Below are 13,691 nucleotides of genomic sequence, written 5' to 3'. Positions count from 1 at the left end.
TACTAAAGCAAGTAGGCATGTACTAGAACGATTCAAAGGTGTTCAGAGAAAGAAAAAATTCAACTTTTTTAATCTTGTCTCTCTTTTCAAAAGGAGGTGAACCATGACCACAAACCAACTAACTATGGCCATCGCAAACAAGCTAACTCATTATTTCCCCAACATCCCGATCCATCCGGCAACTGACAGCACCATCTCCAATCCAGATACCAAAGGCATCTCCTATCGCCTGTTATCCGCTCAACTCACCCGCGAACGAAGCGATCGCTTCGTGCAATCTCACGCTTTTGAAATCCGGTGGCTCGATCCAAACGACATCCCTGCAACTCTACCGGACGAACTGTTTGAAGCATTGGAGACCATCAACGTGGAGGGAACGCCATATCGCGCAACAGAGCTACGTTGGGAGACGGAGAACGATACTCCGCGAATGCTGGTGTACTACACCATGCGAACCACCAAAGTGTCGGAGTCCGCCGCTACCATGCAACAACTGGAACAGCGTTCTACTGCACTTAAAGCTGCTAAAGAATAACTATATAAATTGAACTAACATTTACACGAAAACGGAGAGGACAGAAATAACCTGAAGAAGCGGAGCGTGCGCCTTTATCCCTGGATTTTCCCCTTTAAAAAGGGAGTCAAAAAAATCTGGGGATAACAGCGATCGGAAGGTTGTTCTGTCATCGGAGTGGCAAATGTAATTATTCTTTGGTTGAACTTAAATAATTAAATGAGGGGATCAGCATGAAAGGAATAGGAGGCGCATTGGCAATGTTTACAAAAAAAGAATCGGACCCTAAAAACCCGGAAGCTCAACAGAAAAACAAGCAAAAATACAGCAAAGCACAGTTCGCCGAATCCCGGCAACTTAGCCGGATAGAGAAAGATATTTTGGCAGCAGTTCTGCTGGAACAAGAAACATACACCTTACAAGAAGCACAGCAACACATCCAACAATTCATGAATGGGGAGGCACAATAATGGCTGGAGGAACATGGACGACACAAAACAAGGTACGCCCCGGCGTATATATGAATTTTGCATCAGAGGGCTCATTGCCGGGTACGGTAGGGGAGCGAGGAACGGTGGCTTTGGCATTGCCATTGTCATGGGGACAAGCTGGCACCATCTTGACCGTACAAGCAGGTGAAGATGTACAAGCCAAATTGGGCTATGACTGGACAGCACCGCAATTACTACTGATCCGCGAGGCATTGAAACGGGCGCAGACCTTACTTCTTTACCGACTCAATGCTGGGACCAAAGCCAAGGCAACCTTGGACAAACTGACAGTGACAGCCCATCACGGTGGTGTACGTGGTAATGATCTGTCTGTTGTAATCTCCGCAAATATCAATGAACCAGAACAATTGGATGTCTCCACTTTGCTTGCTGGTAAAGAAGTGGACAAACAAACCGCGTCTACCATCGAAGCTTTGGAATCCAACGCATACGTCACATTTACTGGTGAAGGTGCACTCACAGCTACAGCTTCACTTCCACTAACAGGTGGATTGGATGGTACAGCAACCAACCAAGAGCATGCCGATTTTCTGACCAAGCTAGAGGTGCTGGATTTTAACACGGTCGGTCTAGTCTCAGACGATGCCACACTCAAGTCAGTCTACACAGCTTACATCAAGCGTTTGCGTGATACCGAGGGCAAGAAAGTGCAACTCGTTCTGTCCGATTATCCTGCTGCAGATCATGAAGGCATTATCAGTATCAAAAATGGTGTTGTGCTCGCAGATGGTACGGTCCTGTCACCAAAACAAACCGTAGCATGGACTGCCGGTGCAACAGCGGGAGCTAACCTGAATGAATCCCTGACGTTCCGTGCGTATGACGATTCCGTGGATGTGAATGGCAGATTGACACATAGCGAGACAGAAGCAGCATTGCGTAATGGCGAGTTTGTCTTTACCGCGAGCAGCAACCGTGCAGTGGTAGAGCAGGATGTGAATACATTCCGTTCCATTACACCGGATAAAGCACGTCATTTTGCCAAAAACCGTGTTGTCCGTGTTCTCGATGGTATCGCTAACGATATGAAACGCATTTTCGAGTCCTATTACATCGGCAAAGTGAACAATAACGAAGATGGGCGCAGCCTGTTCCGTTCCCAATGTGTCACTTATCTGAAGCAACTTCAGGATATTGGTGCCATTCAAAATTTTGATTCCAAAACAGATATTACTGTTGCTCCGGGCAATGAAACCGACAGCATTCTGATCGAGATTCAGGTCCAACCTGTGGATTCCGTTGAAAAAGTATATATGAAAGTGAAGGTGGTTTAAGATGGCATTTTTGAAAGCAAGTGACACAATCTCCGGCCAGGAAGGCCGCGCATACGCAACGATTAACGGACAGACGGAAGAAATGTTCTACGTGAAGACGCTGGAAGCAACAGTGGAGAAACAAAAAGCAGAGGTCAAAACGTTGGGTCGCCGCGGCGTACAGCACAAAGCAACCGGTTGGTCTGGATCGGGTTCCATGACAATCTTTTATACCACTTCCCGTTTCCGCGAGCTGATGCTCCAGTACATGCAGAATGGTGTAGATACGTACTTCGACATTGAAGTGACCAACGAAGATCCTTCGTCTACAATTGGCAAACAGACCGTGACGCTCAAAGGCGTCAACCTCGACAGTGTAATTATGGCATCTCTGGATACCGAGGCTGAGGCGTTGGAGGAAGAAGTGAGCTTTACCTTTGAAGATGTCGATATGCCTGTATCGTTCAATTTACCGAAGTAATGTAGCGTGAAAAGCATAATGATTTGAGATTTATTAAGAGTTTAACTTAGCAGCGGGTTTGTAAAAGAAACCTGTTCAACTTGCCTGTGTTACGGGCTATTTCGCGTGTCAAAATACTGTTCTTCGCCGCTTCGTGCGGCGGGGGACCTAACTTTAGAGGAGGAACAATACATGAGTGGATTGAGTATGTTTTTTGCCCAAAATGCAGCAACAGATACAACGGAGGAGTTTACCGTATCCCCCCGATTTAAAGATGAGAAAGGCGAGCCGGTTGCTTGGAAACTGCGTAGCATGACCGAGGACGAAAATCAGGAATGCCGCAAGGCAGCTACTCGCAAAATCAAGGGCAAGAACGGTGTCTACACACCCGACATCGATGCGAATGATTACATGGCTCGCCTGATGAGCGCAAGTGTCGTGTACCCCGATCTGAAAAACGCAGAACTCCAGCGTTCATATGGCGTGATGGGGGCGGAATCGCTTTTGCGGAAAATGCTGCTGCCTGGGGAATTTGCTTCGCTCGGTGAACAAGTTCAGAAGCTGAACGGCTTCAATCAGGATATGAACGAACTGGTGGATGACGTAAAAAACTAATTAAAGAGGGCGATTCCGAAGCCAATCTGGCTTATTACGCTCTCCACGAATTAAACATTTTGCCGCATGAATTAATGGCTTTCTCCATGCGAGAACGAGCAGCGATCTATGCGATGATCTCCATCCGGGTGGAGGAAGAGAAGAAAGAACGGTCCAAAAATCGCGCCCGGAAGAAATAAAAAGGAAAGGAGGGAGAAATAGATGTCCGATACAAGTATCGATGTAATTAATCCTCCGTCCATGAATACCCTGATCAATAATCTAAATCTGGTTCAAGTAAGAACAACCGAGATCCTTAATAATTTCAACCAGATTAACCGGATTAATCTGAACCAATTCAACCAGACGAATATATCCAACCATTTTAATGAAGTAAATCAACAACTGAATGTAACGATTAATCTGATGGAAAAGTTGGAGGATACGGCTGATGATACAAGCAATGCTTTGGGTGATAATCTGAGCAAACTCTCCAAGTGGGTGCAAATGGTAAAGTCCGCTGGAAGTGTTGTGTTAAAAGCTGCTGCTGAACAAGAAGACTTCAAATATCGTTACATGGTTGCCGCAGAAGATCCGGTACTCGGGGAAAGCATCTATAATAAGTATCGAGATCAAGCCTCCAAGAGTGGTCAGGATGTTAATGATTCGCTTAAATCTTCTCTAGGCTTCTTGCCGTTGGCACAAAATACAGGGCAGGTAGATCAGTTAAATGAAATGACTCAAAGATTGAGTATGTTATCACCGGATAATAAAAGTCTGTCAGATGCATCCAAGGCTATTGTTAGTGCCATGAATGGAAAGAATACTGATTTGGCGAGTCAATTCAACATACCGGAAAGTGCATTGACCGGGGCTGGATTGGGTGAATTTATACAGACTAAAGACCTTGACGGTTTTATACAAGGTTTGCAGACGGTTCTTGAAATGCAAGGTTACACACAAGAAGCCTTTGATACGATGCTGGATTCTCCATTGCAAAAATGGACGGCTCTCGTGAATCAGTTCAATGGAATACTATCTGAAATCGGGACAAGAGCTTTGGAAGTTTTATCTCCTGTACTTGACCGATTAAACGAAGCCATAAGCTCAGGTCAGTTCAGTGTTTTCATCGAATGGATTGGTGGGGCCTTCGCAATTATTGCTCAAGTGGTGGCATTTATCGTGGATGGGTTCATCAATTTTGCTACAGTTGTGCAAGAAAATTGGGCTATCATCGGACCTATATTAACAGCCATTGCTTTAGTGCTCCTAGCCAATATAATTATTACGCTCGGAGTTGTAATCGCGCAGGTTTATTTACTGGCAGCGGCATGGTTGGTAGCTAACTGGCCTATCTTGCTTGTAATTGTTGCCATTGCAGGACTCATCTTTATTTTGCAATTATGTGGAGTTACAGCTGGGGATATGGTGGGAGCGATTATAGGTTATTTTTATATGGTTTACGAGCATATGAAATCAATTTTTGCATCCATTCTGAATTATTTCATGTCTTGGGCTGAATTTGTCATCAATGTATTCAGAGATCCAGCATATGCATTCCAAAAGTTGTTTGTTGACATGGGACTCATTGTACTCCAAATTCTGTTCAACATTACAAAGGGAATTGAGGATTTCGCAGGTGGTTTCAAAGATCAGATCAACTGGATGATCGGTGGTATAAACAAATTAATACCCTATCTGAATAAAATTTTCGGTACCAATTGGGGCGGTATTAAACTAGTGGATGATGCTAACATTCATTCAATGAGTGGTAAGATACAGGGTTTAATGAGTGACCTTGAAGCGAGTGCTCCTGAGAGCCAAAAGGACGTTGTTAGTCTGTGGAGAATGGATGCTTCTGCGGATTATAAGGATGCATTTGATAAGGGATTTGGCCAGGGGAATGATTTGATGGATACCACCAAAGGCCTATTTCCCAACGGCTCTGATAAATTACCCGGGAAATTCGGCGGTTCAACTCCCAAAACACCTCCCATACCATCGATGCCAACTGCACCTGCTCCCACCGTTGTTCCCAATAGCAACATGAGTAACATCAACAAAATCAACAATATCGGACAGGTGGACAAGATCGGTGACGTGGATGGAACAGTCGATGTAACCAGCGAGGACTTGAAATTGATGCGTGAGCTTGCAGAGATGCAGGCGATTCAGCGATTTGTCAGCCTTACTCCAACCGTTCAGGTCACCACAGGGGATATCAACAGCGGACATGACGTGGACAGCATCATCAGCAAAATCACCGATGGACTGAACAGTCAGATCGTCTCCAGTGCTCAGGGGGTGTATGGATAAGTGGAATATTATATTCAACTAAGCTTCAATAATCGCTCCGAATACATGTTTTTCCCGGTGACACCAGAGAGCATTGAGTTTTCGGATTCGGGAGACGGCAGTACGTTTAATGTTAGCGCTTTGGGTGAAATTAACGTGATTAAGTCGCCGAAGTTGCGTGAAGTCAGTTTCAGCGGGATTTTTCCGGCAGACTACAGCCCGTATCATCTGAATTACGATGCGCGACATCCGGCAATTCAGAAGCAGTTTTACCGTGATCCCTATGAATATGTGAAAAAGATCATCCGCTGGATGCAGACGGGCAGACCCGTCAGACTGTTCTTTTCCAGTGCAAGGTACACTATTAATATGGCGGTTTCCATTGAGAGTTTCGACTGGAAGGAGACAGCGGGTACGGTGGGGGATATTCAGTATGATATCAAGCTGAAGCAGTTCATTTTTTATGCCGCCAAAAAAGTAGTGCCACTCAAGGACAGCAAGGATACGGCTGCTTCGAAAACAAAAACCAAAGCCTCCCGGCCCAATGAAAAAATCCAGCCCAAGACCGTCACACTCAAAGCCGGAGACTCCTTGTGGTCTGTAGCCAAAGCCCATTTGGGAGATGGATCTCGCTGGAAAGAGCTGCAAAAGCTGAATGGCATCAAAGATGCACAACTGAAGAAGCTGCCGATTGGACTTGTAATCAAGCTTCCGTGAAAGGAGAGGGAATATGCAAGAGCAGATCAGGCTGGATGATAAGCTGGCAAACATGAAGGAACGGTTATTGCTGGATGACAAGCAGGGCAACATCTGGGACATTAGCGAAATTGCCGGTGACATTACGTACAAAACCTCCCGTATCGGCAAGCCTTCCTCTCTGGAATTCACGTTGATCAAGGGCAGTCTGTACCAAAATAAGAAATTTACCTATGAGAATGGATATGTCGTGAAATATATCAGCAACGAGGTAGGCATATTTTACGGATATATCTTCTCGGTGGATAGTGGCAAGGACGAAAGTGTCAAAATCAAGGCATACGACCAGACTCGTTATCTAACCGCGAATCAGACGTACAAGTTCGTTAATGCCACTGCTGCGGATGTAATTAAACGAATTGCAAAGGATTTCCTGTTGAAAACGGATGATCTGATTCAGCCGAAATATGTGATTCCACGCATGTTATTTGATAACAAAAAGCTGATTGACATGATCTGTGAGGCGCTCGACCGAACGTTGATTTATGGCGGTAAAAACTACATCTTCTACGATGATTTCGGCAAGCTTGTGCTTCGGGATGTGGAAGAGATGCCTTACGGCTTTGTTATTGGGGATAACAGTCTGCTCACGGATTACAGTTATACAAGGTCGATTGACGACCAGACGTATAACAAGATCAAGCTGTATCGGGATAACAAGGATACGGGAAAAAGAGAAACGTTTGTTCATCAGGACTCAGGCAGCATCCGTCAATGGGGGCTGCTTTTTTTGTACCAAAAAGCGGATGACGGCCTGAATGAAGGGCAGATTGATGCCATGCTGAAGACCCTGATGACCCTCCGTAACCGCGAGACGCAGACGTTGAAAGTGGATGCGCTTGGTGATTTCAAGGTGAGGGCAGGCAGTTTTGTCAACATCCAGATCAATGAACTCAAGATTAATCAATATTTTCTGGTAGACGAATGTACGCATAAGGTACAGGGGGGCGTGCATACGATGTCACTGGATTTGAAGGTGGTGTAACGATAAATGATGCTGGACGTGATTAAAAAGGCGGCGGTGGCCGCTGTAGATGCCAAGTCTCCCGTTCAGGTAATGTACGGAAGCGTGACAAACACCCAGCCTCTGGAGATCACCGTTGAACAACGGCTGGCATTGGCTGAACCTTTTCTGGTACTGCCGGAATCCGTAGTGAACAAAGCTTGGACCGAGGGTGACCATGTCTTGTTGTTACGTGTTCAAGGTGGAGACAGCTTTGTTGTGCTGGATCGGCTGGTGAATCCATGATTCCAAAGGGTGCGCAGATTAGCGCAGAAGATCAGGAAGAAGCTGCTGTGCTTCCAAGTCTGACGTATGTGTTTCAAGCTTCTGGACAGCGAATTGGAAGACTGCAACTGGATGGAAAAGATGCGGTAAAACAGGCGGTGTACAAAGCGTTGTCTACACGCCGCTACGAGCATCTAATCTATTCCTCGGATTACGGCATGGAATGGTCCTGGGAAGGAATGGCCGGGAGATCCATGGTTGAATCGGAACTGGAACGCTGGATTCGCGAAGCGTTGCTTCCGGATGATCGCATTTCGGATGTAACCGAGTTCGAGTTTGTCCACAAGGCTGACGGGGTACGTGTTTCTTTTACCGTGGAAACGGATTTTGGCAGCTTCAGGGAAGAGACGGAGGTGAACATGGATGTATGAAGAGCAGACGTTTGAAGTTATTATAAACCGAATGCTGGACAGGGTGCCAGATGGTGTGGATAAACGTGAAGGCAGCATTATCTATGATGCGCTTGCGCCAGCGGCTGTGGAAATGGCTCAGATGTATATCGAATTGGATGTGAACGCCAATCTGAAGTTTGCGGATACAGCATCTGGAGAGTATCTGGATCGTGCGGTGGCTTGGTCTGGCATTAGTCGGAAAGCGGCCACGAAGGCACGTTGGGTTGGGAGTTTTCGGGATAACGAAGGTAAGCCTGTTGAGGTTCCTTTGGAGAGTCGTTTTTCCACGGGGGATCGGGTGTACGTTATAGTGGAGCGCATCGCAGCAGGGCGATATGTGTTGGAATGTGAAGTCGCGGGAGCGGAAGGTAATGAATATACGGGGGCCCTGCTGCCCATCGATTATATTGCTGGCCTGACGACAGCTGAACTAACACAGTTGCTGGTTCCTGGCGAAGACGAGGAAACGGATCAGGCCTTATATGATCGTTATCAGGACAAAGTTTCCCGTCCGGTTACGAGTGCCAACAAATATCAGTATGAGTTATGGGCACGGGAAAACTCCGGTGTGGGCAAAGCGAAGGCTTTTCCACTGTGGGACGGCCCCGGTACAGTCAAAGTGGCGTTGTTGAATAATGAAATGCAAACACCCGCTGAGGCGGTTATTGAGGCGGTGCAGGAGTATATCGATCCAACCCAGGATGGAATGGGCGAAGGTGCTGCTCCAATCGGACCTGTGGTTACGGTGGTGGGAGCAGAAGAAGTACCTATTGATGTGGAGGTGCAGGTCACGCTTGCTTCCGGTTCAACGTACGACGGCGTGAAGACACTGATTGAAACGGGAGTTACGACGTATCTGAAAGAACTGGCTTTTGCCGATCCGTTGGTTCGTTGGACACGTATTGCCAATGTCATTCTGGATATCCCGCCCGTGATCGATTATAGCGATCTGCTAGTGAATGGTGGTATGTCCAATCTGGAGATCGCCCCCGGCGCAGTAGCTGTTCTTGGGACGGTGAAGGTGACATGAGTAAAGCAGAGGTGTTAATGACTCTTTTGCCCCCATTGTATGAAAATGTGCTTGAGATGCAGCTTCTTACAGAGTCCGAAGGTGTTGAGCTGGACAAGCTTACGTTAGGTTTGGAAAGTGTACTGGACCAATTCTACCCGGAGTCTGCGACCTGGGCATTGGAACGTTATGAGCGGGATTTGCAGATTCCTACCAATCAAGCCAAGCCGGATGACCAGCGGAGATCCGTAATCATTTCCAAAATGCGCGGAAGTGGTAAGGTTTCCGGTTCGATGCTCAAGAACGTGGCGCAGGCGTACGAAAGTGGCGGGATTGATGTATCCGTGTCACCTGAGGAATACTTGATCCGAATTCGCTTTATCGACACATGGGGCTTACCGCCCAATCTGGACGATCTGAAGGCCGCGATTGAGGATATAAAACCGGCACATATGACCGTGGACTACCGTCTACGGTATTTGACGATTGCGGAGGTTGAAAGCATGACGCGGGATGAGATTGAACAGACTCGGCAGGATAAATTTGCAGGAGGTGGAGCTTAAATGAATGAACCAAAAACACAAAATTTGGGGTTGAATAAGATTGATCGTTCCTCACCATCGACAACCTATTTTGATCTGGATAAGTATTTGGATCAGAACTGGGAGAAGGTTGATGAGGGTGTAGCGACTAAGCAAGATTTAGAGGAACTTCTTGAAGCGGTGGGTGAGATAGATGTTCCCGATGCGTCTTTGACGCAGAAGGGGAAGGTACAATTGTCTAGTAAGACGGACGGATTGTCCGAAACAGTGGCTGCGACGGAGAAGGCGGTAAGGGATGTTAGTATGGAGATAATATCAAATTATGTACGCCAACCAGGTTACGCTAGGACAACTGGTACGAGCTCAGCTTATGCGGCAAAGCTAATCCCTATTCCTGCAAATTTTGCTGATGGGTTTGGCATCACCATTGTACCACATGTAACAAATGGAGTTGCTCCTACGCTAAATGTGAATGGATTAGGTGCTATACCGCTAAAAAAACAAGATGGTACAGCATACTCTGCAGGTGATCTTTTGGCTGGGAAGCCTTACAGTTTTAGACGTGTAGGATCAGATTTTTTAGCAGTTAGTGGGGAACGGGAGGTGATAAAAGGATCAATTAAGTCTACAGCATTATTTACAGAGAACATATCTAAAGGTGAAATGGTCTCAATTGTTGATTACATGCGGTTTGTCGAGGTAACTGAAATCGCAGTTGGTTCGCATATTGAAATCAGTCAAGATGGTAGATTCTTGGTGGGGTATGGTGGTAATAGAGCAACAATTTATTTGATCAATTCCAATGGAACTCCAGCTTTTAAACAACTAATCTCCGTAGCTTCAGGTAGTGAGAGTATACTTTCCGTGTCGATATATGGTGATTTCATTGCGATAGGTACAAGTGCTAGTGGTTCTTTTCTTCGTATTTTTAAATGGGATGGAATATCATTTAATAGATTACCAGATCCGCAAATAAAACCATCAACTATCGTACATGGTGTGACGTTTTCTCCAGACGGAAAATTCCTAGTTGTCACTCAGCAGGCAACGTCATGGTTGGTGTATAGACGTAGCGGAGATACATTCACTAAACTTAACAATTTTACAGGAATACCCAGAGAATCTACAGATGTGCATGTTGCGTTTACCCCCGACGGCAAGTATGTATTTATGCCAACGGTGACGACAGCAGGAGTCTCTGTATTTAAAATTAGCGGAGAAATATTCACTAAACTATCAGCAACATTTGAACCGTTATCAATACAGCAGCGCGAAATGTGTATCACCCCCGACTCAAGGTATATTGTATTTTCAAGTCTTTCCCTTAAGAGTGGTCCGCTTGTTTGGAAAATTAATGGGGATGATACTTTCACTCCAACTGGCAAGGTTAAATACGCGAAGGGGCTGTCAGTACCTTCCGACATATACTACAGTGCTCACATGTCACCGGATGGAAAAATAATTGCCTTCACTGACTGGGGGGTAACGTTTAACAACTCGTACCTAATGAGTATTTTTGATGATGGTGCTTCTATCGTTTCATACATTAACATACCAGATATTCATGCACGTTACATTCATGATGTGAAATTTAGCCCTGATGGTAAATATATATATTTATTAGATGGTAATAGACGAACTATTGAACAATTTGATCGCATTAATACCAATAGTAAGGTATCGTTATTGAGAAGCGTCTCTGATATGAAAGGTGACGAAATGGGTATAGGGTATGCAGTTGAAGATGGTAAACAAAATGAAATAAAACAAATTATGAGACTGTTATAGCAATAGTGTAAACCTTTTAGTCATGGCTTTTGTTTACTTTCAAGGTGAAATTAAACATCCTACAATTCAAGAATTCTATTATAAAATAAGAGGAGGTGAAACCATGGAACGATGGGACAACCTATGGAAATGGGGAATCGCGCTTATGAGCAGCTCAGTAACCTACTTTTTCGGTGGCTGGTCAGGCGTGCTCGGTGTACTACTCGTGTTTGTCATCCTCGACTACCTAACCGGCATCGCGGCGGCGGGTATGAGTGGCAAGTTAGAAAGTAACGTAGGTATGTTCGGCATCGCACGAAAGGTATTTATATTTGCAATGGTATCGGTGGCTCATCTGGTGGACGGTGTTCTGGGAGACGGACATTTGTTCAGGGATGCGGTCGCCTTTTTTTATATCGCAAATGAGTTGTTGTCCATCATCGAAAACGGGGGAAAGTTGGGCGCACCTATTCCGCCAGTGATTCGGCAAGCTATTGAAGTGCTCAAGGGCAAAGGGGGAACCGGGGAACTTCCCGGTAACTTCTCCCCGAAGGGCAAAGATTCTTTCTCCAATCTAGAAACAGAGGATGTTGAACCTTCTGAAACTCAAGATAACGTTAAATAGTTTGAAATATTTTTAGTGTCTTCTTTACTATACCGTTGCTGAACATCGCAAGTGTAGTTTTTTTGAACTATATACATCTATACAGATTGAACTTAACATTTTCACACAATAACGGAGAGGACAGAAAAAACCTGAAAAAGCGAAGCTAAAAGCTTTCTGAAAGAAAGCTACTTCGTAAGCATAATCTCGCCTTTACCCCCGGATTTTCCCCTTTATAAAGAGAATCAAAAAATCCGGGGATAACAGCGATTGGAAGGTTATTCTGTCATCGGAGTGTCCGTGTGAACAAGGCTCAGTTCATTTCCAACACATTAGGGACACGCACACAAGCAACCCCTAATCCAACCGCATTAACTATAGGAGCATTTTGCATCAATCCAGAGAGTGACATCCAATCAGCAATGTATAGATCAGAATGCTCTAATCTGTCTATACTTGTACCCGGGAACGCTTGAATCGAATGATGTAAAATGCTGATACAAACGGCAATTTGCCGCATAAAGGGTGTGAGAAACATGCAAACGAGAAGTTCGGGCAACACACAGGGCATTGACGTCTCCCGATACCAGGGCAATATTGACTGGGCAAAGGTGAAGGCGAGTGGCATGACATTTGTGTTCATCAAGGCGACTGAGGGACAGACGTATACCGATCCGAATTATCAGAAAAACGTAACAGGCGCACTGGCGGCGGGTATGCTGGTCGGAACGTATCACTTCTTCCGCGCGACCTCTACCGATGTTGCCAAGGCAGAAGCGGCACATTATGCCAATACACTTAACAAAGTTGGAGGGGCCAAAGCGTTACAACTGCCACCCGTCATGGACTACGAGAACAATCCCGGCAACCTGAGCAAAGCGCAGATGAATACGGTTGCCAAAGCTTTTTTAACTGAATTACAACGTCTGACAGGTGTAAAACCGATCATATACACGGGCAATTCATTTGCCGGTAATTTTGACACATCACTCAGCTCATACGATCTGTGGATCGCGCGTTACAGCAACACCCGTGTACCGGACGACCAGCTGGCATGGAAGCGTTGGACATTCTGGCAGTATACGGATTCAGGCAAGGTGAATGGCATTAGTGGCAACGTGGATATGAATGAATTCGAGGGAACAGCGGCACAGCTCAGAGCAAGATACGCAGCAGCCACTCCGAAACCACCGGAGCCATCCAATCCAACGAATCCAAGTCATCCGAATCCACCAACCGAACCACCGAAAGGGGGCGAACCGATGACAGCCGAAGAGAAAGCAGCGTTTGATGCACTCAAATCCCAGGTCGACAAACTGCAGGCGCGTCAGCAAATGGAAGTTCCAGTATGGGCAAAAGCAGCTGTGGATGCAGCACTGGCATATGACACCAAAAATCCATTGTTCAGCATCGATAATGGGGCGAGTTATGATTTTTACCGTTTTATTACCGTGATGCATCGCAGAGGTTTGTTTAAAAAGTGAGCTGATTCTTAGCAAATTAAAATGTTGATCTTATCTGAATATGGATTGAATGGAGAAGGGACACAAGACGCTTTTTGTCGAACTGTGTTCCTTTTTTGTGTTTGGTGTAAGTAATATTAACGCATATAATAAAGTTGAAGACTTATGTCTGTAAATCTCTTGTCTAATTGATTAATGTGATGTAAAGTAAGTTACACGAAATTGTTTTTCACCACAGTTTA

At 45.5% G+C, this 13,691-nt stretch carries 15 protein-coding genes; all 15 read left to right on the top strand.

All coding sequences use genetic code 11. The annotated features are described in order from the left end of the window. Positions 1–103: 103 nt before the first annotated feature. The 15 genes from MKY28_RS19675 to MKY28_RS19605 all read left to right on the top strand — a co-directional run bounded on the left by MKY28_RS19675 (position 104) and on the right by MKY28_RS19605 (position 13,470). A complete protein-coding gene (locus MKY28_RS19675) occupies positions 104–535 on the top strand; it encodes a phage tail terminator family protein (protein ID WP_340936719.1) in 432 nt (143 codons plus the stop codon). Positions 536–774: 239 nt separating this feature from the next. Further along, a complete protein-coding gene (locus MKY28_RS19670) occupies positions 775–984 on the top strand; it encodes a hypothetical protein (protein ID WP_340936718.1) in 210 nt (69 codons plus the stop codon). Continuing rightward, positions 984–2,300 carry a phage tail sheath family protein gene (locus tag MKY28_RS19665; RefSeq protein WP_340936717.1) on the top strand — a complete coding sequence of 439 codons (1,317 nt, stop codon included), beginning with the start codon at positions 984–986 and terminating at the stop codon, positions 2,298–2,300. The genes MKY28_RS19670 and MKY28_RS19665 overlap by 1 nt, the downstream gene beginning before the upstream one ends. A 1-nt stretch (position 2,301) precedes the next feature. Next, positions 2,302–2,760, top strand: a complete 459-nt coding sequence (locus MKY28_RS19660) for a phage tail tube protein (protein WP_017690162.1) — start codon at positions 2,302–2,304, stop codon at positions 2,758–2,760. A 171-nt stretch (positions 2,761–2,931) separates the two neighbouring features. Beyond that, positions 2,932–3,354: a phage tail assembly chaperone gene (locus MKY28_RS19655; RefSeq protein ID WP_036668857.1), complete on the top strand. Its 423-nt coding sequence runs from the start codon at positions 2,932–2,934 to the stop codon at positions 3,352–3,354. 201 nt (positions 3,355–3,555) lie between these two features. Further along, the gene (locus MKY28_RS19650) at positions 3,556–5,649 is read left to right on the top strand and encodes a hypothetical protein (RefSeq protein WP_036668860.1); all 2,094 of its coding nucleotides are present in this window, start codon (positions 3,556–3,558) and stop codon (positions 5,647–5,649) included. Continuing rightward, positions 5,650–6,345 carry a LysM peptidoglycan-binding domain-containing protein gene (locus MKY28_RS19645; protein ID WP_074093888.1) on the top strand — a complete coding sequence of 232 codons (696 nt, stop codon included), beginning with the start codon at positions 5,650–5,652 and terminating at the stop codon, positions 6,343–6,345. It begins immediately after the preceding gene. A 13-nt stretch (positions 6,346–6,358) separates the two neighbouring features. Next, positions 6,359–7,369, top strand: a complete 1,011-nt coding sequence (locus MKY28_RS19640; protein WP_340936715.1) for an XkdQ/YqbQ family protein — start codon at positions 6,359–6,361, stop codon at positions 7,367–7,369. Between the two features lie 9 nt (positions 7,370–7,378). Next, a complete protein-coding gene (locus MKY28_RS19635; protein WP_340936714.1) occupies positions 7,379–7,633 on the top strand; it encodes a DUF2577 family protein in 255 nt (84 codons plus the stop codon). Continuing rightward, on the top strand, positions 7,630–8,043 hold the full coding sequence (locus MKY28_RS19630; RefSeq protein ID WP_340936712.1) for a DUF2634 domain-containing protein: 414 nt from the start codon (positions 7,630–7,632) through the stop codon (positions 8,041–8,043). The genes MKY28_RS19635 and MKY28_RS19630 overlap by 4 nt, the downstream gene beginning before the upstream one ends. Then, complete coding sequence (locus MKY28_RS19625) at positions 8,036–9,094, top strand: baseplate J/gp47 family protein (protein WP_340936710.1); 1,059 nt, start codon at positions 8,036–8,038, stop codon at positions 9,092–9,094. Before MKY28_RS19630 ends, MKY28_RS19625 begins: the two co-directional genes overlap by 8 nt. Then, entirely contained in the window at positions 9,091–9,636 is a 546-nt protein-coding gene (locus tag MKY28_RS19620; RefSeq protein ID WP_036668870.1) for a putative phage tail protein, read from the top strand. Before MKY28_RS19625 ends, MKY28_RS19620 begins: the two co-directional genes overlap by 4 nt. After that, positions 9,637–11,403, top strand: coding sequence for a tail fiber protein (locus tag MKY28_RS19615; protein WP_036668872.1), 1,767 nt, complete (start codon positions 9,637–9,639; stop codon positions 11,401–11,403). Between the two features lie 103 nt (positions 11,404–11,506). Next, a complete protein-coding gene (locus MKY28_RS19610) occupies positions 11,507–12,007 on the top strand; it encodes a phage holin family protein (protein ID WP_036668873.1) in 501 nt (166 codons plus the stop codon). A gap of 515 nt (positions 12,008–12,522) precedes the next feature. Next, complete coding sequence (locus MKY28_RS19605; protein WP_340936707.1) at positions 12,523–13,470, top strand: glycoside hydrolase family 25 protein; 948 nt, start codon at positions 12,523–12,525, stop codon at positions 13,468–13,470. Positions 13,471–13,691: the final 221 nt, after the last annotated feature.

Origin of the sequence: Paenibacillus sp. FSL R5-0473 (assembly GCF_038004565.1) — a bacterium.
GTDB classification, from domain to species: domain Bacteria; phylum Bacillota; class Bacilli; order Paenibacillales; family Paenibacillaceae; genus Paenibacillus; species Paenibacillus amylolyticus.
The sequence above is the reverse complement of the archived record's forward strand: the minus strand, read 5'-3'. Positions and strand labels throughout refer to the sequence as shown.

What these genes read in the sequence shown, in the direction of transcription:
- MKY28_RS19615 (WP_036668872.1), top strand. Translation starts at nt 9,637, where the DNA reads ATGAATGAACCAAAAACACAAAATTTGGGGTTGAATAAGATTGATCGT.
- MKY28_RS19625 (WP_340936710.1), top strand. Translation starts at nt 8,036, where the DNA reads ATGTATGAAGAGCAGACGTTTGAAGTTATTATAAACCGAATGCTGGAC.
- MKY28_RS19605 (WP_340936707.1), top strand. Translation starts at nt 12,523, where the DNA reads ATGCAAACGAGAAGTTCGGGCAACACACAGGGCATTGACGTCTCCCGA.
- MKY28_RS19640 (WP_340936715.1), top strand. Translation starts at nt 6,359, where the DNA reads ATGCAAGAGCAGATCAGGCTGGATGATAAGCTGGCAAACATGAAGGAA.
- MKY28_RS19660 (WP_017690162.1), top strand. Translation starts at nt 2,302, where the DNA reads ATGGCATTTTTGAAAGCAAGTGACACAATCTCCGGCCAGGAAGGCCGC.
- MKY28_RS19650 (WP_036668860.1), top strand. Translation starts at nt 3,556, where the DNA reads ATGTCCGATACAAGTATCGATGTAATTAATCCTCCGTCCATGAATACC.
- MKY28_RS19675 (WP_340936719.1), top strand. Translation starts at nt 104, where the DNA reads ATGACCACAAACCAACTAACTATGGCCATCGCAAACAAGCTAACTCAT.
- MKY28_RS19670 (WP_340936718.1), top strand. Translation starts at nt 775, where the DNA reads ATGTTTACAAAAAAAGAATCGGACCCTAAAAACCCGGAAGCTCAACAG.
- MKY28_RS19630 (WP_340936712.1), top strand. Translation starts at nt 7,630, where the DNA reads ATGATTCCAAAGGGTGCGCAGATTAGCGCAGAAGATCAGGAAGAAGCT.
- MKY28_RS19655 (WP_036668857.1), top strand. Translation starts at nt 2,932, where the DNA reads ATGAGTGGATTGAGTATGTTTTTTGCCCAAAATGCAGCAACAGATACA.
- MKY28_RS19620 (WP_036668870.1), top strand. Translation starts at nt 9,091, where the DNA reads ATGAGTAAAGCAGAGGTGTTAATGACTCTTTTGCCCCCATTGTATGAA.
- MKY28_RS19635 (WP_340936714.1), top strand. Translation starts at nt 7,379, where the DNA reads ATGCTGGACGTGATTAAAAAGGCGGCGGTGGCCGCTGTAGATGCCAAG.
- MKY28_RS19665 (WP_340936717.1), top strand. Translation starts at nt 984, where the DNA reads ATGGCTGGAGGAACATGGACGACACAAAACAAGGTACGCCCCGGCGTA.
- MKY28_RS19610 (WP_036668873.1), top strand. Translation starts at nt 11,507, where the DNA reads ATGGAACGATGGGACAACCTATGGAAATGGGGAATCGCGCTTATGAGC.